Consider the following 21,897-nt stretch of genomic DNA (forward strand, 5'->3'; position numbering starts at 1 on the left):
CTTTTTATATTTCTGTAGCTATGTTTTTGAGATTTATTTTCGAAGGCTGTTAATAACATTAATAACCTCAATATTCGTATCAGTTTACAACAAGAACTACACCAGTTATAATAATAGATATGCCCAACCATTGGCTAAATACAACTCGCTCTTTTAAAAGATAGTGAGAAGCAATTGGAATGAGTGCATACATTAGTCCTAAAACTGGAAATGCTTGACTTAGAGGAATCGTTCGCAATACATAAAGCCACAATATAGTCATAAATGTATAGCAAATAAACCAAATAAAAAAATAACGAGACAATAATAGATTTAAAATAGATGTGCCAGCTTCCTTAGTAATGCTAGAAAGGTGAAGTCCATATTTTAGTGATACATTAGCTGTTGTTCCGAATAAAACTACAATCATTAAAAGCAGCCAAGTAATAATGTTCATTTTTCAATAAGTTTTGTAGAATTTACTATAGATATAATTTATATAGACTTTTTCTGTGGAATAACCACTAAAAGAATACCTAGAAAAATAGTGAGTACTCCTGCAATTCGAGTTAGTGTAATCACCTCATTAAAAAAGTAGTGTGAGCCGAAAAGTATACCAACATAATTTAAACTAGTTAATGGATAAGCAATACTCAATTTTACTGATCGCAAAGCCAGTATCCAATTTACTATTCCCAAACAATAAACACTAACAGCTAATATTAATTTTTGAAGAAATACCCAATCAAATAGCCCCTCATCTGTATGACTCATAGTATATTTCATGAGCAATTGCCCAGAAATACTAAATAAAATACTGACAAACAAGATAATATAGGGAATTATTTTAACGTTTGAAATTTCCACTATAGATTTCATCGTATATTTCCCTCAATCGAGATAGTAGGTATGAACCCGCCGATAAACAGCCTATTGTTTTGGACGTTTCTGATTTCGGTCATACTTTCTGTACACTTTGACTTTCACTTCATAAAATAGACAACAACATTAAGAAGGCTATTTTGAAGGGACTGATATCAAAATGACAACCGAAAGTTGTGCCCAATAGTTAGAAAATAAATACCATACAGGTTGTAAAGCACTTGCTATATTATTGCAGCATCCGCTATTGTCAGAGTCAAGTACTTATAGTTATATTTCCAGTTTGGCTTACCAAGTGTGAATGGCACAAGTCTTCCGTATCAACCAGTTATGCTTCCAGAGTACTTTGTAGTGCGATCGCAACATCTGTCTTATAGGTGATGCAGATATACGAAAATTGAGGGCATTCTTAGTCTCCAAGCTTATATACATATCTATAACCTCGGCTGGTAACTAAGCTGAATAATAAAAATTTGTACTTAGTTTGGGTGTGTATACGTAGTCTTTTTGGACATGGGAATACAATGAGTAATAGAAGTCTGCTTGGCTGCGGAAGATAGAGAGGTGGATCAGTCTCAAGTAATGCGCTTTACACACCTGTGGGGATTTTACTTAATGTCCAAATGGAGTTTTTCACGAGACTAACGGCTAATGTAAACTAGCGTTTGGCGATTAACTCACAGCTTACGTTAATTTAAGCAGATTTGAGATGTTTTACATTTAGTCTTAGGCTTGTTTAGATTGTTCTTAATTATATGTAATTTTAACTAGAGCTTTACTCAAAATTTACTGTTACATATAATCACTTACTAGAATACCATGAGAAAAGGGTGTTGCAAATTTATCGGCATACTTCATCAAAAATTCATCTACCGAAAATATACTTAAACAAAAACTTCATAAAATCGAAATTTTCCCATATACACTAAGTAAGAATTTTTATTTGTACATTTATAAAGCACTTTCTGGCTAATAAGCTCACAGAAGTAGCGATTTTATTTCAGACTTTAGAAGTGTAAAGCTAAGAGTTTGAGAAAACAGGATTAACTTTGAACAACAGTATAGATAATACTCTGTATATTATAGCACATCTAATTATTAGTTAAATACAGCACATACCATAGATAAAAACCGATAGTTTAAATTGTTTTTTATATTATCTACAAAAATATAAAATTTTATACATCTCAGAAAATTTTAAGTTACTTATGATACTAAGTAAAAGAGAAAACTCGATTTTTGAATTTTACGATCAAACTTTATTTGATACTAAGCTGTTGTGCCTTTAATTTGCACTAATATTTTTTTCAATATGATTGTGGTGTGGGCAACATAAGCACCCTGATGGTACAAGTTATATACGTAACAGCTTATGATTGATTATCAATATATAGGAATCCGGTTTGATTCCTGTTCGCGCAGCGTGGCGTAGCCATATTTACTTGCGTGGATTGGGAATTGGGAATTGGGAAGAAAAGAAGGATACATCCGTACTGAATCTTGTTCAAAAATCAAATAGGAGTCCTATATTTTTAAAAGTTTGCATTGCTTTTCAAATGGAAAAGTTCAACAATACTTAACCTAACTATAGAGTTACTCCCCTAAAGTAGAAAATGAAGCCTACCATTATTAGAAAATAATAAATACAATACAGTTTCAAGAAGTGGTCAAAATTATACACATATCGAGGGGCTTTTCATGAAAAAGTTACCAATTTTTGTTTTTAAGGACATTACTGGGTTAGGTGACTTATGATTTTTAACAGTTTAAAGTTAAGAAAAGATATTTTGTCCTAGTTGAGATTATTTAATTTCTCTAGGTTATTTATCCTGTAGCTTCAGTTTATTTGAACTCATTTCTCTGCAAAAGCCTGTTCGTAATGATTAAGACAGTGATTAACAAGCCAAACTGAATCTGCCAGGGTGCCAATACTAGACTTAAAATCAAGCTAATAGCTGCGAATACACCTGCAATATATGCAATTTCATCAGTACTCTTTTTAAATAGGTAGCCTGTAGCTAAAGCAGTACACAGTGGTATCAAGAAAAACAAAGGCATCTTAGCAAACCTCTGAACGAAAAGTTATTGTGTTGATAAAACAAATTGTTTTGGTAATTGCGCTCAATTTTACATCTAATCAGCTTTTAGAGACAACAGTCGAACGAAATAAATATTATAGGAAATCAATATTACGCAAGATTACATCTTAGACCAATTGGAATAATTATTGCGACAGATAAAGCATCCAAAAGCTTGACGAATAACTCCCAATACTTTTCGGATAAACCCAAAAATCTCTCTTTGTGTCTGAGGTAAAGGTTACTGGGCTTAGGGTAAAAGTAAATTCAAACCCCTTCCCTTTATTTCCTCTTTCCTCCTTAACCGAAAAGTATTGGAATAGCTCCTTCATTTGTGGTAGATACTGGGTATAACAAGCTTTCAAAGTAGGGGTAGTAGGTTGGCGCAATTAAAGCTAACTGGTGAAGGCTGTCATTTGTCCTTTGTCATTGGTCATTAGTAAGGACTTTAAGCCTATTTACGTTTCGTAATATACTTGGGTTTTTCCGCGCCAACTTACTTATTAAGACGCTATAATAGCAGTAATTGGTGTATATTTATACACATATTTTAGCAATACTTGTTCTAATGCTTTCCCGACTTAAGATAGCTGCGCTATGCTATACAAACTCTCCTTCATCTACGCGGATTAATAGGGTTTAAAACTTACTTGCGTAGGTGGGTTTTGTCTCTTCGGCTTATACTTTTGTGAGCAATCATAAGGTAAATTAGCTTAAAACTTTGGCCTTGCGCCAGGATAAGAATTTAGCATATTACCTTTAGAAGTAGCATTTTCATTTTTTTTTGCATTTTACACACCTAATGCTGAACATTCCTCAACTACTGGCGACTGAAATAAACCTCAAACCTCATCAGGTGCAAAACGCGCTGGAACTTTTGGCGGAGGGTGCAACAATTCCCTTTATTGCACGTTATCGTAAAGAGCGCACCGATGAAATGAATGAAGTGCAACTACGTGATCTGGCTGATCGATATACTTATTTAACAGAACTGGAAGAAAGAAAATCGGTGATTTTAAGTGCGATCGCACAACTTGGTAAACTTACAGATGAACTCAAAGCCAAAATCTCATCCTGCTTACAAAAAACTGAACTTGAGGATTTATACTTACCCTATCGACCAAAGCGTCGCACCCGCGCCACGATCGCCAGAGAAAAAGGACTCGAACCACTGGCAGAATTCATCAAATCTTTAAATCTCAAAAATGCTGCAACGGCTTCACTAGAGGAAGAAGCAGCTAAGTATATTTCGGAAACCACGGGAGTCAAAACAGCAGAAGAGGCGCTGAAAGGCGCTGCTGATATTTTAGCGGAAGAAGTCGCTGAGAAAGCAGAATTACGGTCATATATCCGCGATTATCTTTTAGAAGAAGGGGTATTTGTCTCCCGCATCAAAGATGATTATCCCGAAGGTACAACCAAATTTGAGATGTACCGTAACTATCAAATTAGGGTAAAAAATATTGCACCCCATAATATGCTGGCGTTGTGTCGGGGTGAAACCGAAAAAATATTAAACTTTGAAATTGCTTTCGATGAAGATACGGTACTTTACTATCTAGAGTCGAAAGAAATTAAAACCAAAGTTCGGTCAATTCGTGATTTTTATCAGGCGATGTTGAAGGATGCGTTCAACCGTTTGATGAAAGTCTCTCTAATGGGAGAGGTAATTTCTGAGAAGAAAGTTTATGCAGACATAGAATCAATCAAGACATTTGAGACTAATCTGCGAGAGTTGTTGCTGTCTGCACCAGCCGGAATGAAACCAACCTTGGCCATAGACCCTGGATTTAGAACTGGGTGTAAAGTTGCTGTCCTCGACCAAACAGGAAAATTTTTGGAATATCAAGCGGTTTTTCCTCATCAAGCGGCTGAACAACGCGCGAAAGCAGCACAAACTGTCAAAAATCTGATTGAAAAGTACAAAATTGAGTTAATCGCCATCGGTAACGGTACAGCATCCCGCGAGACAGAAGAATTTGTGACGCAAGTATTACAAACAATAGAACGCAAACCCGTTAAGGTAATGGTGAATGAGTCAGGCGCATCTATATATTCTGCGAGTACTGTAGCGTTAGAAGAGTTTCCCGATTTAGATATTACCGTGCGCGGTGCTATTAGCATCGGCCGCCGTTTGCAAGACCCTTTGGCGGAACTCGTGAAAATCGATCCCAAATCCATTGGTGTGGGACAATATCAGCACGATGTCGATCAGAAGTTATTGAAAAAGAAATTGGATGACACTGTAGAAAGCTGCGTTAACTACGTTGGCGTAGATTTGAACACCGCATCTAAAGAACTTCTGACATCCGTTTCTGGGATTACGGCAACAGTTGCCAATAACATTGTCGCCTATCGTAACCAGAATGGAGCCTTTAAAAATCGCCGCCAACTTTTGAAAGTTCCAAAGCTAGGGCCAAAGGCTTTTGAACAAGCGGCGGGTTTTCTACGGATTCGCGGCGGTGACAACCCATTAGATAATACAGCAGTGCATCCAGAGAGTTATTCTGTAGTAGAAGCGATCGCATCCGATCTAAATGTGCCATTAAATCAGGTGACACAAATTGCCGAAAAACTCAAAAAGACCAACCTGAAGAAATATGTTACCGATAGCGTCGGCGAACCTACACTGCGCGACATCCTCAGCGAACTAGAAAAACCAGGTAGAGATCCCCGTGCTGAGTTTAAGTATGCCACCTTCAAAGAAGGAATTAAGGAAATCAGAGACTTAAAGGTGGGAATGGAACTAGAGGGAATCGTGACAAATGTCGCCAATTTCGGCGCTTTCGTTGATATCGGCGTACATCAAGATGGCTTAGTGCATATATCCCAACTTACTGATAGATTTGTAGACGATCCCAACAAAGTTGTCAAAGTCGGACAAGTAGTTAAAGTGCAGGTATTAGAAATCAACGAGAAGCTGAAGCGGATTAGTTTGTCGATGAAAGCAGTTAAACAATAATAAGAAACAGCAGATGGTAGTTTATCAAGTTCGATTCATCAATCCTACGCTTGGGTTAGATCGCACCATTCCAGTACCAGACGATCAATATATTCTGGATATAGCAGAAGAAGCTGGTATCCGTCTACCATCTGGGTGTAAACAAGGCGAATGTTCTGCTTGTATTGCTAAACTCATTAGCGGTGAAGTTAATCAAAGCGAGCAAAAATTTCTGCGTCCAAGTGAAATACAAGCTGGTTATGTTGTTACTTGTGTAACTTACCCCTTGTCTAATTGCACTTTAGAAACCCATCAAGAACAAGTCTTATATCAGTCAGCCCTTTACTATAAGCCTAAGTCTGAAAAATCTGATTAAATTAATCTTAAATTCGTAAGGTGTATTAAACAAACTTAACGCAGCCTTAAAAACATACCATCACAGTAGAGGCGCGTAGATATGTGCCCATAGAACGTATCGAATTCGATTATAGTTTTCTCAATAATAGACCTAATGGTAGAAGGAAATTCTATCTTGCAAGAGAGGTGAAAGTCTGGCACATAGTTAAAGATTAAATAAGAAGTTACAAACAAAAAAGATTAGGTCAGAAAAATGTTGACACCATTGTTAACCGCCCTAGCTACAGCTTTGAGCCTGTTGATTGTTGATTTAGTTGTTCCAGGCGTTAATATTGCTAATTTCCCCGCAGCTATGATTGCCGCTTTAGTAGTTGGTTTAATCAACGGTTCAGTTAAACCAGTTCTGTCTGCTCTCTCCCTACCACTTAACTTTCTATCATTTGGCGCATTTTCGCTTGTCGTCAACGGTTTATGTTTTTGGTTAGCAGCAGTACTAGTTCCTGGTTTCTCAGTAAATGGGATTATTGGTTTCCTTCTTGGGCCAGTGATTCTAACCTTTGCTAACACTTTCATTAATAACTACTTTGTTGAAAGAAACCTTTTAACCAGCAGTGGTGATGTAAAAAGCCAAAATGAATTACCTTCTAGATAAATATTAAAAGGGGTAGAAATAGTAATTTCATCACCTTTCTACTCCATAAAAAATATCTGAAGGTGGATTTACTAAATCGGCATCTTCAAAGAATGTAACTAAAGAAAATCACAAAAATACAGCAAAATCATGAAATTAGTTCGTTATCTTCTAGGTTTGTTAGTGCCTCCTTTAGGCGTTTTTCTGACAGTGGGAATTGGCCCTACATTGTTTATCAACATTTTGCTCACAGTTCTAGGCTGGCTACCCGGCAGTATTCATGCAATTTGGGTCATTGCCAAGCATGATGAACAACTCAATCGAGAAAGTGGTATTTACTAATACGCAAGAGAAAATTGGTAAATATTAAATATTAAGTATGGTGCGTTACGCTTAAAACCGTAACGCACCATTTCTTTTTGTACCAATTCCAAATTTAACTTGCAAAATTAGTGGACAATTGGTTGTGTGTAGAATTCAAAAATTAGTCCATACAAGCTAGAAAAGCAGAGTGCTAAATCGAATTGTTAGTACTACATACAGCATTATATAATAAGCTTTGCGGCATGGAACCTAGTGTGACTAAAACACTAGTACGAGAAATGGCTAATGATTTGCGTCCTGCTACAACCAAAGGGAACTTGCGGTTTGAGTCCGTGACTTACTTACCCCAACCGTAAGTGTAGGTAGTTCGCTTATGTTGTATCCCTTACCCAAAGTTTTTGAGAGGTGAATTGCAATGTCTAATCTTCGAGAAGGAATGCCCGTACTTGCCCGTCATGAGGGAGATTGGGTAGGAACTTATACATTAATTGATACAACCGGAAAAATCCTCGATAGTTATGAGTCTCACTTAAGCTGTCAATTTCCAGAAAATGGCCCTCATCCCTACTATCAAATCAATCGCTATAAGTGGTCTGATGGGAAAGAAGAAAAGCATGAATTTCCGGGAAGCTATAAAGATAATAAACTCTGGTTTGACACCGAGCGCATCCAAGGAAAAGCTTGGGAAATTGATGATTCTGTTCTGATTTTGTGGTTTAGTTATAAAACTAACCCAGAAATGAGTTTATACGAAATGATCTATATTAGTCCTGACAGCAATAATCGTGCCCGTACTTGGCATTGGTTTAAGAATAATAAAATCTTTCAACGCACCTTAATTCAAGAAGAACGGCTAAGATAGTAATTTCTGTTTTCAGAGATCATCAATCATTATTTTCTAGTCCGCGCAGGCGGACTTTGTTTGTGTAGCCACGGCTTCAAATGGTTAGGCTTTCATCTCAAATTTCAACTTAGTAAGGTACAAGCATGGCAAAAGGTGATAAAATAAACTTTTCTACTCCTAGTGGTTTCCCAGAATTTCTGCCTAATGAAAAGCGTCTAGAATTATATTTGCTAGATATCATCCGTAGAGTTTTTGAAAGCTATGGATTTACGCCCATAGAAACACCTGCTGTAGAACGTTTAGAAGTGCTGCAAGCTAAAGGAAATCAAGGCGATAATATCATTTATGGTATTGACCCCATTCTGCCACCAAATCGACAAGCCGAGAGAGATAAATCGGGCGAAACGGGTTCGGAAGCAAGAGCATTAAAGTTTGATCAAACAGTTCCTTTAGCAGCTTATATTGCCCGTCATCTGAATGAGTTAACCTTTCCCTTTGCCCGCTACCAAATGGATGTGGTTTTTCGAGGAGAACGCGCGAAAGATGGGCGTTTTCGTCAGTTCCGCCAGTGTGATATTGATGTAGTTGCTCGTCGTGAACTCAGCTTGCTATATGATGCTCAAATGCCTGCAATTATCACTGAGATATTTGAAGCAATAAATATTGGTAGTTTTTTGATTCGCATCAATAATCGGAAAGTTCTTACAGGTTTTTTTAAGTCAGTAGGAATTACCGAAGATAAAATTAAATCGTGTATTAGTATTGTTGATAATTTAGAAAAAATTGGTGAAAATAAAGTAAAACAAGAACTAGAAAAAGAGGGAGTTTCAGGAGAACAGACTCAAAAAATTATTGATTTTATTAAAATTGATGGTTCTGTTGATGAAGTATTAGCTAAACTTAAGCATCTAACCCAAAACCTTCCAGAAAGCGAGCAATTAAGCGTGGGGATTAGCGAATTAGAAACGGTAATTACAGGTGTGCGTAATCTCGGAGTTGCCGAAAATCGTTTCTGTATTGATTTATCCATTGCACGTGGTCTTGACTACTATACTGGTACAGTTTACGAAACAACCTTATTAGGACATGAAGCTTTAGGTAGCATCTGTTCTGGCGGGAGATATGAAGAATTAGTTGGGGTATTCTTGGGTGAAAAAATGCCTGGTGTAGGCATTTCTATTGGTTTAACTCGCTTAATTAGTCGATTGTTAAAAGCTGGTATTCTTAGTACCTTAGCTGCTACACCAGCCCAGGTGATGGTAGTGAATATGCAAGAAGATTTAATGCCAACTTATTTAAAAGTTTCGCAACATCTACGGCAGTGTGGAATTAATGTTATCACTAACTTTGATAAGCGTCCCTTGGGTAAACAATTTCAGCTAGCCGATAAACAAGGAATTCAATTTTGTGTAATTATTGGTTCTGAGGAAGCAGCAGCACAAAAATCTTCCCTGAAAGATTTAAAAACAGGTGAGCAAGTGGAAGTGTTACTGGTAGATTTGGCTGAGGAAGTTAAAAAAAGGCTTGCTTCATAAGCTACAAAAATTCTAGAGTTTGCATCAAGTGGCGATACCAGTAGCAACTTTTTTTCTTGTACATGACCCATTTAGTCTACTTTGAAAAAGTCCCCTAAGCCACAGTTGTAAGGAGACGTATTAACAATGCAAGGGGACGCATTGGCATTACAAAGGATTGCCAAATTTAATTCGCTACAAATCAGTGAAATTCTGTACTTACAAGCCAAGGTTAGGACTGCAACCTAAAACTTGAGTTTATTGAGCTTAGTGAAACCCCAGAACAAGCCCAAAAGCTGGTAAAAATAGTGTGATTGACATAGAGATATCAAGGATCAATTGGGAAAGGAAACTACTACCTTGAATTGGGTAGAACCCGTATGGAATATAGCTTCAAGTCACTTTTTTAGATTTTACAATATAAGTAAGACATAAAAATAACGCTTCAATTATATGAAAATACTCTCATCAGAGCTAGTCCATTTGGGATTTGGTAAATATGTGCGTTCTGACCAAGTGACAGCAGTTATACCAATAGAAGAGGAACGAGGCCCTGGGCGACGAACCTTTGTTCACGTTCAAGGGCAAAACGATCCAATTATCGCCTCTCGCGCTGAAGATACCATCGTGCGTGATTTGGTACAGGAACCACGCGAAGTTACCCAAGCCCGTCAGCAGCAAGAAATTCTTCAAGATTTATTGGTTAATTTGGCTAATGTTAATTCCACTGTGCGCCGAATTAACCGTGATGAAGGCAGTTTGGATCTTGACTTGTTAGAACGACGAATTAAGCAAGTTCTGGAAAATTAATTGCAGAAATCAGCAAACTAAATAACGGAGAAAGATATTGCTGAATACCATTACAGACCAAGTTTCAGTATCAGAGACACAAACAAAATCGCCAAGATTGTGGATACCTGAACGGGTACTGTTTACACCTGCTGCCCTAGATGAGGATTGGGGGCAGCAGATTCTTAAACGTGTGCAGTCACTCAACTTACCAATAGAAGAACTATCACAGAACCGGCTGAAGGGTCTACGCGGTGAGTCTGAGCGGGATACCTATAATATCGCCAAGCGTACCTTAGCGGTGGTTACTGCACCACCCAGTTCTTTTAAGCTGAGTCCCATCCCACCTTCTGCGGATTGGCAGTTTCACCTTGCCGAAGGTTGTCCGGCTCACTGTCAATACTGCTACTTGGCTGGTAGCTTGTCTGGCCCACCTGTCATCCGCGTTTTTGCCAACTTACCGCAGATATTAGATAACTTATCTAACTACGAGCAACAGGGGAAAACCACAAGTTTTGAAGTTAGCTGTTACACAGACCCATTGGGTATTGAGCATTTAACTGGAAGTCTGGCTGAATGTATCCGTTACTTTGGCACTCGTCCCAATGCACATCTACGTTGGGTATCGAAGTTTGATGCTGTAGATGGATTACTGGATTTGCCACACAATGGCAATACTCGCTGTCGGATGAGCGTTAATGCCGCACCAATTTCTGGCAAATTTGAAGGTGGTACAGCATCCGTAGCATCTAGACTGAATGCCTTGCGACGGTTGGCGCTACCACAAGAACATGGCGGTGGCGGTTATCCAGTAGGCTTGGTTATCGCGCCAATTATGCCGATAGATGATTGGCAGATGCACTATAGTCGTTTGTTTGAGCAGATAAACGAGGCATTGGATTTTGACTGTAATCTTACCTTTGAGTTAATCTCGCATCGGTTCACACCAGGGTCAAAAGAAGTGTTACAAACTTGGTATCCGCAATCCAAATTAGAGATGGATGAGGCAAAACGCAGTGTCAAGCGTAATAAGTTTGGTGGGACGAAGTACGTTTACGAGAAGGACACAATGAAGGCGTTGCGTAGCTTTTTTGAGAGTGAGATTAGTAGGCGCTTTCCAAATGCTGAAATTCTTTATTGGACTTAGTACCGCATTTAATTAATTCGCTGCGAATTAATGGCAATATTCTGCAATGTCAGTGTGTTGGCTTATATTACAATACGTTTCAGTTAAGGGCTACTGGCAAAAATTTTGGGTTTTTGAGACGCGATAAATCGCCGTCTCTACAAGTCTTTTGGTCTTATCTGAACTGTGTTGGCTTATGCTGTAATTCTTGAGTAAGAGAGCGATCGCAGAATAATCTATCACTCTCAATAATTTTTAAGCGCTTCCGGTAGTTCTAAGGCTTCTCAAATCCTGGATGACTCTACACATCGGCAGCAGAAACCTGGCTACTATCTCAATTAACTAAACAAGAAGCAAAATTTCCTTGTTAAAGGTAAGCAAACTGCCTCTGCGATTTTTCTACTGGGTTGAGCTACGCCTACGCAAAGCCGCATAATTTTGGCAGACGACAGGCGGCGTTATACATTAATAAGTGTATCTGCAATACCGGACTTGTTCTGGCTTAGTCTCAATAGCAAAGGTTTGGAGATGTTTACTTTATCAGAAACTTCTATCCTAGCGGCAATCCTACTGGTAGCTTTAGGCATTTTGGGCTGGGGCTTTTATCGCGCCAGACCTTTTGGTAAACTGGGAATCTTAGCCTGGTTACAGTCGGTGGTGTTGATGACTCCCTGGCTCCTGTTTTTTGGATTGTTTGCCGCAGGGATTTACATCAATATAGCGGGTATATTGTTCTTAGTGGTAACATCCGCCGGATTGTACGTCTACTTGGGCAGACAGTTACGCGCAGCTGGGCAAGATGCCATCCTCAAACAACGCGCAACAGAAAGACTCGCTGCTAATTCCTTACTTGAAGCCAATTTCCCACAACCAACAGTAGCAGAACCGAAACCAGAGATTCCGCCGATACCAGAAGAGGACTTGAATGCAATTAAAGGTATCTTTGGTATCGATACGTTTTTTGCCACAGAAACCATTGCCTATCAAGATGGAGCTATTTTCAAAGGCAATTTACGGGGAGAACCAGAAGAAACTCACAACCGTCTAACTGCAAGTTTGCAGCAGCGCCTTGGCGAGCAATATCGCCTGTTTTTATTGGAAAACACGGATGGCAAACCAGTGGTAATTGTCCTGCCGAGTCGCAATGATCCCCGGCCGATGTTGTTATCGCAAAAAGCTTTCGCAGGCATTTTGTTAATAGCAACCATTGCCACCAATCTAGAAGCTGCGGGATTACTGCTGAATTTTGATTTATTTGCCAATCCAGGGCGATTTCAAGAAGCTTTGCCCATAGGTGCTGGGATATTTGCGATTTTAGTGGCTCACGAAATTGGTCATTGGTTACTTGCTAAACGCCACCAAATCCGTCTTAGCTGGCCTTTCTTTCTACCCGCAGTGCAAATTGGTTCCTTTGGAGCAATTACCCGCTTTGAATCTCTGTTACCTAACCGCAAGGTATTATTTGATATTGCCTTGGCAGGGCCAGCCGCAGGTGGTATCGTTTCTTTGGTAATGCTGGTGACAGGCTTACTAATTTCTCACCCAGGTAGTTTATTTCAATTGCCAAATCAGTTTTTCCAAGGGTCGATTTTGGTGGGAAGTTTGGCGCGAGTCGTTTTGGGTTCGGCGTTGCAGTCACCCTTGGTAAGTGTTCATCCCCTAGTGGTGATTGGTTGGCTGGGGTTAGTAATTACCGCTTTGAACTTAATGCCCGCAGGACAACTAGATGGTGGGCGCATTGTTCAGGCGATTTATGGACGCAAAACCGCAGGACGCGCCACGATCGCAACTCTAATTTTACTGGCGCTAGTGTCTCTTGGTAATATGATTGCCATGTACTGGGCGATCGTGATTTTCTTCTTGCAACGAGATCAAGAACGCCCCAGTTTGAATGAAATCACTGAACCTGATGATGCTAGAGCCGCTTTGGGGCTTTTGGCTTTATTCTTAATGATTACTACACTCTTACCTCTAACTCCCGGCTTGGCTGGACGTTTGGGAATAGGATAGTGCTGAGTTAGCAATACAGACATCTTGCAAAAGTTAAAGGGGAAGGTAAAATTCCATACCTTTACCCTTTAACCATTCCCCATTTTCCCCACTTCTTCAAGAAGTCTAATGAGTTGTTGTTGGAGATTTTGCGATCGCCGTGCAGACTTTATTGAAAAACCTGCCAATCTTTTTAAAAGACTAGCAGGCATGGCTTATCATCAATCGGAGCGGCGGGATTCGAACCCACGACCTCCACTACCCCAAAGTGGCGCGCTACCAAGCTGCGCTACGCCCCGGTCAGAATTACTATTATATAGCAAAACTATAAGATAATCAAGAGGCTCATTCAAAAAACTTTAAGCATCCCAGCCGCTTGCAGTAAATCTGGAACAGCAGAAGCACTCCATTTACCCTCTACACATCGCCCAGTATTCAAAATGAAGCACAGACTGTAATCATGAGGATAGCCTTCTACCTCCATCCATAATAAATCGCTTTCGGCTTCACAAGCAATTTTTTCCTCTTCCATTAATTCCATTGCGAGTTGCTTCATGGTGTCTGCTAACTGTGCTAGTAGACGGCAAAAATCATTCAACTCGGCTTCGGTTAACTCAATTGCCCAATCATCTGTACCGACTAAACCTTTAAATTCAGGTGCATGGGGATTCCAGCCAATACGCCAACCAAATCCGGTTTTTATAACGCGTTCCATATTTTAGTTAAAACTGAGGAGTTATGAATTGACAACTTATAACTCCTAAATTTCCCACTATCTAAGTAGTTCGGCACCCCCTCGCTGAGATGGCTGTGGGGTAGTCGATGTACTAGGATTAGGTGCGGTATTGGGTTTAGGAGATAGGGTGTTTTGGGAAGTAGGATTAAATATATTGACTAAGACTTGCACTAGGGCATCTCGCTGACTGCGGGTGAGACGGGTTATGGCTTTGCGATCGCCTTCCATAGGGTTTTCCCGTAGTGAATCATAGCCTGGATAGGTAGTATCATACATAATTTCATTCGCCCCCAGGTAATCAGCTAAAGTCAGCTTCCAATCTAAGCGATAAACAGGGGCCCGACCTTTGGTATAAATGTGATATCTAATCAGGCGATTTGCCAAGGTGCTGTTTTCGGCAACTTTGCCATTTTCTTTGCTAATATACTTGTTTTCTCGTGGGAAATCTGGCAATTGCTGGTATACCAACTGCCAAACATCACTAGGTGTGATTCTCTGAGCATAAGCAGGTTGGATACTAAACAAAGTTGTGTATATTGATTTGCCCACCCCTGAACTCAAAGCAATTACACCCACTACCATTAAGGCAGTGAGTGTTTGCCAGGGCTTGAGTAGGGGTTGAATGAACGATTGATGTTTGCTCATCCTGCCTTCTCTACAGCCTTTTTTTATAGTTCGCCAATAATCTCTGGTTGAGTCAATTCATCGGACATTTCGATAATTGCTCTTAGCACTGGCTTCATCATCGCATCTTCGTTATTTTCAAAATCTTCATAACGCCGACGTTTAGCACGATTTGCCACCTGAACCGTAATGCGGTAACGATTTGAGGCTGCACTAATCAGTTCCTCAGCTCGGTGCATAATCTGAGACTGAGTTGTCTCGAACTTAGAACGCTTTAGCATAATCAGTGGTTCTTGGGGTCATTCCCCAGTGTAGCAGTACTGATAAATCTGTTGTCTTGTATTTAATCGCCAGCAACCTTTCTGTTGATAGAGGCTAAGAGCCTTCTAGTCATTTTATAAGTTACTTATAATACTATCTGACTAAAGTCACACATCCTTATGGCTGACCTTGTGGAAACTGCGATCAATGCGGGAAACTTCAATACCCTAGTGAAAGCTGCTCAAGCTGCAAATCTCATCGAAACTCTAAAGAGTCCTGGTTCTTTGACACTATTTGCACCAACTGACGAAGCTTTTGCCAAGCTGCCAGAAGGAACTTTAGATGCGCTACTAAAAGACATTCCCAAGCTCCAGAAAATTGTGGCATATCATGTCGCTAGTGGGGATGTTCGGTCTGACGATTTGGTACAGATTGATGAGGCACAGACGCTTGAGGGGTCAATTGTAGCCATTGAATCTGTTGATGGCAAAATTAAAGTGAATAACGCCAATGTTATCAAAACAGACATTTTGACAGACAATGGCGTGATCCATATTATTGATGAGGTTTTGATGCCTGCAATGGTTGCAGGGAGATAAGGGATTGGGCAGGGGAGCAGGGAAACAAGGGGAAAAGGGGGAATTATTGAACAAGTCTCTCCTGTCTCGCCCCTCTTCCTTGTCTCTTGTTCATTCTCTGCCCTTCTTCCTAGCCCCTAGCCCCCAGGATGCAGCCACTGCGTGCGGGAAGAGTTAATGACAATTGGTGAGTTTCTTCTTCACCCTTCCACTCAACTTCAGCAGTACCATATAACAGCTTGTTGGGTTGAGTATGCAAACTACTAGCCACATCTACATTTGCAGTCGCTGAACTTGTACCAGCGTTGATGGCAATTATCAATTCTTCTGTGCCTAAAGTTCGTGCAAAGATATAAAGTTGTCCTTGAGCATAGAGGACTCGGTAATCACCTGTACGCAAGGCTGGGTAAGTTTGGCGGATGGCAATTAATTGACGATGAGTATTGAAAATTTCTTGATTCCAGTTAGCCTCTAAAGGAAAGCCACGCCGTGAGTCGGGATCTATCCCACCAGGTAAGCCAACTTCATCGCCATAGTAAATACTGGGGGCACCGGGAAAGGTGAGTAATAGTAGAGTCGATAATTCTACACTCCCTATATCACCACCTGCAATGGTCATCAATCGGGCTGTATCGTGACTTGCTAACAAATTGAGTTGAGTTAGCTGAATTTCCCAAGGATAAAGTTGCAGTACTTCTTGGATTTTGGTGGCGTACTCGGCAGCAAATAAGGGTGGGTAGGGTTGATAGTCGCGGCTTTGGACTTGTTCTAAGACTACGCGATCGCCAGCTGCAAAGGCAATTGTCGGCCCAGCAAATAGATAATTCATCACGCCGTCAAATTGCGTTCCATCCAACCACTGGCGGGAATCTCCCCACACTTCGCCCACAATATAAGCTTCGGGATTGATGGCTTTAGTGCGATCGCGGAATTCCTGCCAAAAACCCGGAGTTTTTATTTCAAATGGTACATCCAATCGCCAACCGTCGATGCCGAATTTAATCCAATATTCGGCAATTTCCATAATGTATTCTCGTACTTCTGGATTGTCATGGTTAAATTCTGGCAAGGCGCGATTTCCCGCCCAGCCCACGTAGTTTGCAGGGAATTCACCGTTATAAGGTGAAAGGGGCCAGCCTTCTATTTTGAACCAATTTACCCAAGGTGAATGCGGGCCATTTTCTAAAACGTCGTGGAAAAAGAAAAAGCCACGGCTGGAATGGTTAAATACCCCATCCAGAACGACTTTGATATTCCGTTTATGAGCCGCATCTAGCAATTCTTTAAAAGCCTCGTTGCCCCCCAGCATCGGGTCAACTTGATAATAATCGTGGGTATGATAGCGGTGATTACTGGCGGATTGAAAAATAGGTGTGAAATAAATCGCGTTAATCCCCAAATTCTGGATGTAGTCTAAATCCTCCATGATGCCCCATAAATCCCCACCTTTATAACCTTGGAGTGTGGGTATAGCGTCCCAATCTTCCCAACGGGCTTCGCGCAACAGTCGTTTGCGTGGCTGTTTGCTTCTGGCAAAGCGATCTGGGAAAATTTGGTAGAAAACAGCGTGCTTTACCCAATCTGGTGTTTGAATTTGCATGAATAACTTTTTGTACGTTCAGAAGCGATCGTTGCAAATATTAGCTTCTTTATGGCTCTTACTTATGATAGAGAATCTGTAATTTGCCAGTATTCATTAAGAAATTATACCAATTTAACAATTTTGGCTACAGGAATTATCTTTGATTTTTGCGAAGCTAGGTACAATTCAAAGAGCCTTCTTGCCTATTGTCTATTGCGCTTCGCGCACAGAAATCAAAACAGATTAGTATACAACTTGTTAGTATTTAATATTTCTTAAGTTTATCTTTTTTATTTATTACTTAACTATTCTTAATTTTATTTTTTTAACTTTGTCCGTAATGATTTAGATAGATAGTGGATTAGTTTAATAGCTGCATCAAAATTACCTGTTAGCTTAGTCTTAGGTAATTCTGAAATGCGTCTGCTTAGAGATGTCTCATAAGTCAGAAAATCACTCACTATTAGGAGACATAATTCAGGGATATGAGTTATGAATTAGCGATTGTCTTAGGAATTACTTCCCGCCTCCTAAGCTTATTTGATGTTATCTATAAAAAAATAGATAACTATAGTCGCATCAAATAATCAAGGCGAAAAAACTGCATAGTCTGCATTAATGCCAGAGCGACTTATGCTAATAAACTACTTTGCTTGCACCGAATAAATTGAATTTGAGGTAAAAATGAGACACGAAAAACTTTCTCCCGGACTACTGTTGGCATTTCAAGACTATCAAAATGAGGGAGATAAAGCTTTAGTTACACACAAGCGATCGCTTGGCATTATTGCCCACAAAAGCCCAGTCAAGCCAACAAAGAGCGTCGTTTTTATCTATTGCGATCCTGATGCAGACTTGAGTTATCTATCACAATATAACATTGAAGTCAATCAAAACTCTGGGAGTGTGCGGACGGCTTTTTTACCGATAGAGAGTTTAGATGTCTTGTCTGAAGAAGATGTTATCCAACGCATCAAGCCATCACGCAAACTTCATTTGAGGATGGACACTGCAATGGGAGCAGTTAAACTCCCGGAGTTCCAGAACAAAACTGGACTGACCGGTAAAGGAGTAATCATCGGCATTATAGACAGTGGCATTGATCCGAAACACCCCGCTTTTGCTGGACGAATTTTACACATCTGGGATCAAACACTGCCAGGGCCAGGAGTAACCGAAGGCGGCTATGGGGCGGAATTTACGGGAGCGCAACTGACAATTTCTCAGGATACTGGCGGTCATGGTACTCATGTTGCCGGAATTGCCGCTGGTGCCGATGCTAGCTATGGTGGTGTAGCACCAGAAGCAGAATTAGTTGTGGTCAGGTCAGATTTACAAGATGCCCATATTGCTGATGGTGTGCGTTACATTTTCCGAATTGCTAGAGAGTTAGGACGCGCAGCTGTGGTGAATCTCAGCTTGGGTGGACACGCTGATGCCCATGATGGTAGTGATTCCTTATCCAAAGTTATTGACGCGGAAACTGGCCCTGGAAGAATAGTTTGTTGTGCTGCGGGTAATGAAGGAAACGATAACATTCATGGACAAGCGATAATACCCAGTGGACGCACTCGTGGTATGCGCTTTAATGTTCCTTTGAATCAAATAGGCATAGTTTGGTTAAATGCTTGGTATTCCAAAGACAGCGAATTAGAGGTGTCTGTGCGGAGTCCTAACGGTTTTGTCACCCCCTTCCAAAAAATAATTACTGACGGTAATGCCGCACAAGATTACCAGTTACCAGATGCAAGGGTGCAATTAGCGACACCAGCCCCAGATAAAGCCAATGGCGACCATAATTTCTTTGTGCAAATCCGGGGTATTGACCCCTCGCCAGTTATGGGAGGTGTTTGGCAACTGCGAGTCCGCAACACTTCTTCAACTGACACACGTTTAGATGTATGGACATTAGATGACACTTCGTCAGTATTTTTTACAGGTAAAAGTGTGAAAGATGCGCTAAAAATTGGTTCGCCAGGAGCCGCCAGCAGTGCAATTACAGTTGCCGCCTATACTACTAAAACCAAGTACACAGATATTGATAACCAAGTGCGAGAAATGGGCTTAGAATTAAACACTATTTCGGAATTCAGTAGTGAAGGCCCACTACGAAATGATGGATACAAGCCGGATGTCGCAGCACCAGGAGCGATGATTATTTCTACGCTTTCCGCCGATGCAAACTTTGACCGCTCATCAATGATTAATTCCAAGTTTGTGGTACAGGCTGGTACGAGTATGGCGACACCATTTGTTAGTGGGTTAGTAGCATTACTATTACAACGAGATCCCAATCTTGATCCGGCTGCTGTGAAAGACTTACTACGTAAAAATAGTGCAATTCCTGGAAAACCCGCAGGGACATTTGATGAGAAATGGGGTTATGGAGTGATTAACGCTTTAAATCTGTAATTAGCCTCAGAGATGCGATATATTTAACAAATTTAATACAATAAATATATCGCGTCTCTTAAAGATTATACAGCTATAATTAAACAGCGATAATTTAGAATTGCTGACTTAAAAAATGCAATTTGAATCGGAATAACTGCTTTAGATGCTGATTTTTAAGGAGCAACTTTGAGTGGTACTTTCATCGAGAAAGGGAATATTAATATACAAGCATAATCTGCATTTAGGCTTCTCAAGAAACCTCAAACTAGAGAGAACAGCAATTAATCTGTAATTGGACATAGGAAATCGCCCATGAAATCTATACAGAGATAGGCAATAAAAACTCGCAAGTTTGATACCTTAGCTATACGATAGGTTAAGAATTGCCTACTTTTTACCCACTTACTGCTCTATGGATTTTCAAAAGCTTGATGCTGCCCTTGCTACAGCGCTCAATGATGTTCAAAACCCAGAGGAAAGGAGTTTAGAAGTTTTCATCCATACTGAACCAATTTTAGACTCTGCTGCAATTGCTGTTTTAGAGAATTTAGGCATCAGTGATATTACTAGTGGGAAAGATATATTCACGGCAACAGTGTCACTAAATACAATTTCCCACTTGTCAGAGGAACCTTGGGTAAAATATTTGAAGCGATCGCAGCAGTTGCGTTTGCTTAATAGGAGAATAGATACAGGCAAGTTGGGTGTTTAATCGCCAATGTCTAACCCTGCAATACGCGGATAATTTTTTGCCGTTACTGTGAATTAGGTTGTTGTTTATCTGGAAACTACACTTCACCTCAATTTCCAGATTACTTGCAGTAGAGCTTTCAGCAATTTCAGTAGTAATAATTTTTTGAAGAGCAGCCAAGAAATCTGTCATCATAACTTGGCATAAATTATCAATTAAATAATTCTTAATCTTTGATTGACTAGAAAGATAGATCCTAAAGATACGTCTAATTCGATACAATTAATAGGCAGAGAGAGCCGAGGAGAACAAGGTGGTGTTATTAAAAGGCTTTGAGATCGAGATGTATACTGGCACGCCTCAAGGTGAAATCGTCGGTCTCTCCGACAAAATTATTGCAGCCTTGGATGGATTTATGCGGGAGCCAGATAGCCGCAATGTCGAATACATAACCCAACCATCCCATAATTACGAAAATTTATTGTGTGCCTTGCTGCGTCCTCGCCGGGAGTTGCGAAACTACCTCAATCATTTGGGCGATTACACCTTGATACCGGGAAGTACTTTATCGTTGGGTGGCGGCGATCGCTTTCTGCGTTCCGATCCAGCAAATCCTTATCATGACTACATTGAGAACACCTACGGGACAAAAGTAGTCACCGCCAGCGTACACATTAATATAGGCATCAGCGATCCAGAAATATTAATGCGGGCGTGTCGGGTGATCCGTATGGAAGCACCTTTATTTCTCGCCCTCAGTGCCTCATCTCCCTTCCTAGATGGCAAAACTACTGGCTATCACTCCACTCGCTGGGGCTTATTTCCGCAAACGCCTAGCCATGTACCGTTATTTGCCAGCCACGCCGATCATATCCAGTGGGTGGAAGATCAACTCGTTGCCGGAACCATGCAAAATGTTCGGCATTTGTGGACATCGGTGCGACCAAATGGCGATCGCCGCCCTTATGATTTAAATCGCCTAGAACTACGAATTTGCGATTTAGTCACAGATCCCATTGCCTTACTAGCCATTACTGCCTTATTAGAAGCGCGTTTATTGCAAGTAATTGAAAATCCCAACATCGATCCTTTAACTCAAAGTATTTTCTCTGGCGAAGAACTCGTCACCCTGACTGCTGAAAACGAAGCGGCGGCGGCTGCTGATAGTCTTGATGCTCATTTGAGGCATTGGCAAGATGGTAGAAGCATCCTAGCCAGAGATTGGATTACCCAAATGTACCAAGATGTTTGGGCGATCGCTAAACAACAAGGCTTTAGCTGTTTCCTTTCTCCATTGCACAAAATTCTCCGCGAAGGCAATGAAGCTCAACAGTGGTTGCAGTTACACACAGTCGGTTTTGACAGCCAGCGCGTCATCACTCAAGCTATTCTCGCCACCCAAGAACGCGAAATCGAACTCGAAGACAAATTGTGTTCGTCCCTACTAGCTTAATTGAAGAGGCAGGGGAGCAGGGAGCAGGGGGAGAAGGGGGAGCAAGGGAAGAAAAACTATTGATTATTAGCCCATTCCCCATGCCCAATTCCCAATGGTAGATTTCTTTGGAGATACTACCACC

General features: G+C 40.5%; 20 protein-coding genes and 1 tRNA gene. 13 read left to right on the top strand and 8 right to left on the bottom strand.

The genetic code is table 11. The annotated features are described in order from the left end of the window. Nucleotides 1-79: 79 nt before the first annotated feature. Nucleotides 80-436, bottom strand: a complete 357-nt coding sequence (locus tag V7K69_RS30940; RefSeq protein WP_335041770.1) for an EamA family transporter — start codon at nt 434-436, stop codon at nt 80-82. 38 nt (nt 437-474) lie between these two features. Beyond that, a complete protein-coding gene (locus V7K69_RS30945) occupies nt 475-858 on the bottom strand; it encodes an EamA family transporter (RefSeq protein ID WP_335041771.1) in 384 nt (127 codons plus the stop codon). Nucleotides 859-3,741: 2,883 nt separating this feature from the next. On the opposite strand from V7K69_RS30945, the gene V7K69_RS30950 reads away from it, so the two are divergent. The 9 genes from V7K69_RS30950 (at nt 3,742) to V7K69_RS30990 (ending at nt 13,475) form a co-directional block, all read left to right on the top strand. Next, nucleotides 3,742-5,901: a Tex family protein gene (locus tag V7K69_RS30950; protein WP_335041772.1), complete on the top strand. Its 2,160-nt coding sequence runs from the start codon at nt 3,742-3,744 to the stop codon at nt 5,899-5,901. Between the two features lie 13 nt (nt 5,902-5,914). Then, on the top strand, nt 5,915-6,256 hold the full coding sequence (locus V7K69_RS30955; RefSeq protein WP_335041774.1) for a 2Fe-2S iron-sulfur cluster-binding protein: 342 nt from the start codon (nt 5,915-5,917) through the stop codon (nt 6,254-6,256). Nucleotides 6,257-6,490: 234 nt separating this feature from the next. Next, entirely contained in the window at nt 6,491-6,889 is a 399-nt protein-coding gene (locus V7K69_RS30960) for a phage holin family protein (protein WP_114080492.1), read from the top strand. Nucleotides 6,890-7,018: 129 nt separating this feature from the next. Continuing rightward, on the top strand, nt 7,019-7,210 hold the full coding sequence (locus V7K69_RS30965) for a YqaE/Pmp3 family membrane protein (protein WP_114080493.1): 192 nt from the start codon (nt 7,019-7,021) through the stop codon (nt 7,208-7,210). A 397-nt stretch (nt 7,211-7,607) separates the two neighbouring features. After that, nucleotides 7,608-8,054 carry a DUF3598 family protein gene (locus V7K69_RS30970; RefSeq protein ID WP_335041776.1) on the top strand — a complete coding sequence of 149 codons (447 nt, stop codon included), beginning with the start codon at nt 7,608-7,610 and terminating at the stop codon, nt 8,052-8,054. Nucleotides 8,055-8,179: 125 nt separating this feature from the next. Then, nucleotides 8,180-9,571 (top strand): histidine--tRNA ligase, encoded by a 1,392-nt coding sequence (gene hisS, locus V7K69_RS30975; RefSeq protein ID WP_335041778.1) that lies wholly within the window; start codon nt 8,180-8,182, stop codon nt 9,569-9,571. Nucleotides 9,572-10,003: 432 nt separating this feature from the next. After that, nucleotides 10,004-10,360 (top strand): hypothetical protein, encoded by a 357-nt coding sequence (locus tag V7K69_RS30980; protein WP_104900334.1) that lies wholly within the window; start codon nt 10,004-10,006, stop codon nt 10,358-10,360. Between the two features lie 103 nt (nt 10,361-10,463). Continuing rightward, complete coding sequence (locus V7K69_RS30985; RefSeq protein ID WP_335041852.1) at nt 10,464-11,486, top strand: spore photoproduct lyase family protein; 1,023 nt, start codon at nt 10,464-10,466, stop codon at nt 11,484-11,486. A 507-nt stretch (nt 11,487-11,993) separates the two neighbouring features. Further along, complete coding sequence (locus V7K69_RS30990) at nt 11,994-13,475, top strand: site-2 protease family protein (RefSeq protein ID WP_335041780.1); 1,482 nt, start codon at nt 11,994-11,996, stop codon at nt 13,473-13,475. Nucleotides 13,476-13,543: 68 nt separating this feature from the next. Here V7K69_RS30990 and V7K69_RS30995 read toward each other — a convergent pair whose 3' ends face one another. The 5 genes from V7K69_RS30995 to V7K69_RS31015 all read right to left on the bottom strand — a co-directional run bounded on the left by V7K69_RS30995 (nt 13,544) and on the right by V7K69_RS31015 (nt 15,095). Then, nucleotides 13,544-13,666 carry a hypothetical protein gene (locus V7K69_RS30995; RefSeq protein WP_335041782.1) on the bottom strand — a complete coding sequence of 41 codons (123 nt, stop codon included), beginning with the start codon at nt 13,664-13,666 and terminating at the stop codon, nt 13,544-13,546. 13 nt (nt 13,667-13,679) lie between these two features. Further along, a tRNA-Pro gene (locus V7K69_RS31000) sits at nt 13,680-13,753 on the bottom strand. Nucleotides 13,754-13,803: 50 nt separating this feature from the next. Further along, on the bottom strand, nt 13,804-14,169 hold the full coding sequence (locus tag V7K69_RS31005) for a DUF1818 family protein (protein ID WP_335041784.1): 366 nt from the start codon (nt 14,167-14,169) through the stop codon (nt 13,804-13,806). Between the two features lie 57 nt (nt 14,170-14,226). Further along, a complete protein-coding gene (locus V7K69_RS31010; protein WP_335041786.1) occupies nt 14,227-14,835 on the bottom strand; it encodes a hypothetical protein in 609 nt (202 codons plus the stop codon). A gap of 23 nt (nt 14,836-14,858) precedes the next feature. Beyond that, nucleotides 14,859-15,095, bottom strand: coding sequence for a DNA-directed RNA polymerase subunit omega (locus tag V7K69_RS31015; protein ID WP_012412301.1), 237 nt, complete (start codon nt 15,093-15,095; stop codon nt 14,859-14,861). 159 nt (nt 15,096-15,254) lie between these two features. Between V7K69_RS31015 and V7K69_RS31020 the strand changes: the two genes are divergently transcribed. Next, the gene (locus tag V7K69_RS31020) at nt 15,255-15,674 is read left to right on the top strand and encodes a fasciclin domain-containing protein (protein WP_335041788.1); all 420 of its coding nucleotides are present in this window, start codon (nt 15,255-15,257) and stop codon (nt 15,672-15,674) included. 109 nt (nt 15,675-15,783) lie between these two features. Here V7K69_RS31020 and V7K69_RS31025 read toward each other — a convergent pair whose 3' ends face one another. Continuing rightward, nucleotides 15,784-17,253 carry a glycoside hydrolase family 13 protein gene (locus V7K69_RS31025; protein ID WP_335041790.1) on the bottom strand — a complete coding sequence of 490 codons (1,470 nt, stop codon included), beginning with the start codon at nt 17,251-17,253 and terminating at the stop codon, nt 15,784-15,786. Between the two features lie 666 nt (nt 17,254-17,919). On the opposite strand from V7K69_RS31025, the gene V7K69_RS31030 reads away from it, so the two are divergent. The 3 genes from V7K69_RS31030 (at nt 17,920) to gshA (ending at nt 21,773) form a co-directional block, all read left to right on the top strand. Beyond that, nucleotides 17,920-19,647 carry a S8 family peptidase gene (locus V7K69_RS31030; protein ID WP_335041791.1) on the top strand — a complete coding sequence of 576 codons (1,728 nt, stop codon included), beginning with the start codon at nt 17,920-17,922 and terminating at the stop codon, nt 19,645-19,647. Between the two features lie 394 nt (nt 19,648-20,041). Further along, nucleotides 20,042-20,341 (top strand): hypothetical protein, encoded by a 300-nt coding sequence (locus V7K69_RS31035; RefSeq protein WP_335041792.1) that lies wholly within the window; start codon nt 20,042-20,044, stop codon nt 20,339-20,341. Nucleotides 20,342-20,633: 292 nt separating this feature from the next. Continuing rightward, nucleotides 20,634-21,773 (top strand): glutamate--cysteine ligase, encoded by a 1,140-nt coding sequence (gshA, locus tag V7K69_RS31040; protein WP_335041794.1) that lies wholly within the window; start codon nt 20,634-20,636, stop codon nt 21,771-21,773. Nucleotides 21,774-21,897: the final 124 nt, after the last annotated feature.

Origin of the sequence: Nostoc sp. (genome assembly GCF_036917775.1) — a bacterium.
Lineage (GTDB): Bacteria > Cyanobacteriota > Cyanobacteriia > Cyanobacteriales > Nostocaceae > Nostoc.

Bases quoted from the DNA above. Each gene is read 5' to 3' on its own strand.
- V7K69_RS31015 (WP_012412301.1), bottom strand. From the start codon at position 15,095: ATGCTAAAGCGTTCTAAGTTCGAGACAACTCAGTCTCAGATTATGCAC.
- V7K69_RS30960 (WP_114080492.1), top strand. From the start codon at position 6,491: ATGTTGACACCATTGTTAACCGCCCTAGCTACAGCTTTGAGCCTGTTG.
- V7K69_RS30950 (WP_335041772.1), top strand. From the start codon at position 3,742: ATGCTGAACATTCCTCAACTACTGGCGACTGAAATAAACCTCAAACCT.
- V7K69_RS31005 (WP_335041784.1), bottom strand. From the start codon at position 14,169: ATGGAACGCGTTATAAAAACCGGATTTGGTTGGCGTATTGGCTGGAAT.
- V7K69_RS30965 (WP_114080493.1), top strand. From the start codon at position 7,019: ATGAAATTAGTTCGTTATCTTCTAGGTTTGTTAGTGCCTCCTTTAGGC.
- V7K69_RS30940 (WP_335041770.1), bottom strand. From the start codon at position 436: ATGAACATTATTACTTGGCTGCTTTTAATGATTGTAGTTTTATTCGGA.
- V7K69_RS30955 (WP_335041774.1), top strand. From the start codon at position 5,915: ATGGTAGTTTATCAAGTTCGATTCATCAATCCTACGCTTGGGTTAGAT.
- V7K69_RS30995 (WP_335041782.1), bottom strand. From the start codon at position 13,666: ATGCCTGCTAGTCTTTTAAAAAGATTGGCAGGTTTTTCAATAAAGTCT.
- V7K69_RS31025 (WP_335041790.1), bottom strand. From the start codon at position 17,253: ATGCAAATTCAAACACCAGATTGGGTAAAGCACGCTGTTTTCTACCAA.
- V7K69_RS30945 (WP_335041771.1), bottom strand. From the start codon at position 858: ATGAAATCTATAGTGGAAATTTCAAACGTTAAAATAATTCCCTATATT.
- V7K69_RS31035 (WP_335041792.1), top strand. From the start codon at position 20,042: ATGGATTTTCAAAAGCTTGATGCTGCCCTTGCTACAGCGCTCAATGAT.
- V7K69_RS30980 (WP_104900334.1), top strand. From the start codon at position 10,004: ATGAAAATACTCTCATCAGAGCTAGTCCATTTGGGATTTGGTAAATAT.
- V7K69_RS31030 (WP_335041791.1), top strand. From the start codon at position 17,920: ATGAGACACGAAAAACTTTCTCCCGGACTACTGTTGGCATTTCAAGAC.
- V7K69_RS30970 (WP_335041776.1), top strand. From the start codon at position 7,608: ATGTCTAATCTTCGAGAAGGAATGCCCGTACTTGCCCGTCATGAGGGA.
- hisS (WP_335041778.1), top strand. From the start codon at position 8,180: ATGGCAAAAGGTGATAAAATAAACTTTTCTACTCCTAGTGGTTTCCCA.
- V7K69_RS31010 (WP_335041786.1), bottom strand. From the start codon at position 14,835: ATGAGCAAACATCAATCGTTCATTCAACCCCTACTCAAGCCCTGGCAA.
- V7K69_RS30990 (WP_335041780.1), top strand. From the start codon at position 11,994: ATGTTTACTTTATCAGAAACTTCTATCCTAGCGGCAATCCTACTGGTA.
- V7K69_RS31020 (WP_335041788.1), top strand. From the start codon at position 15,255: ATGGCTGACCTTGTGGAAACTGCGATCAATGCGGGAAACTTCAATACC.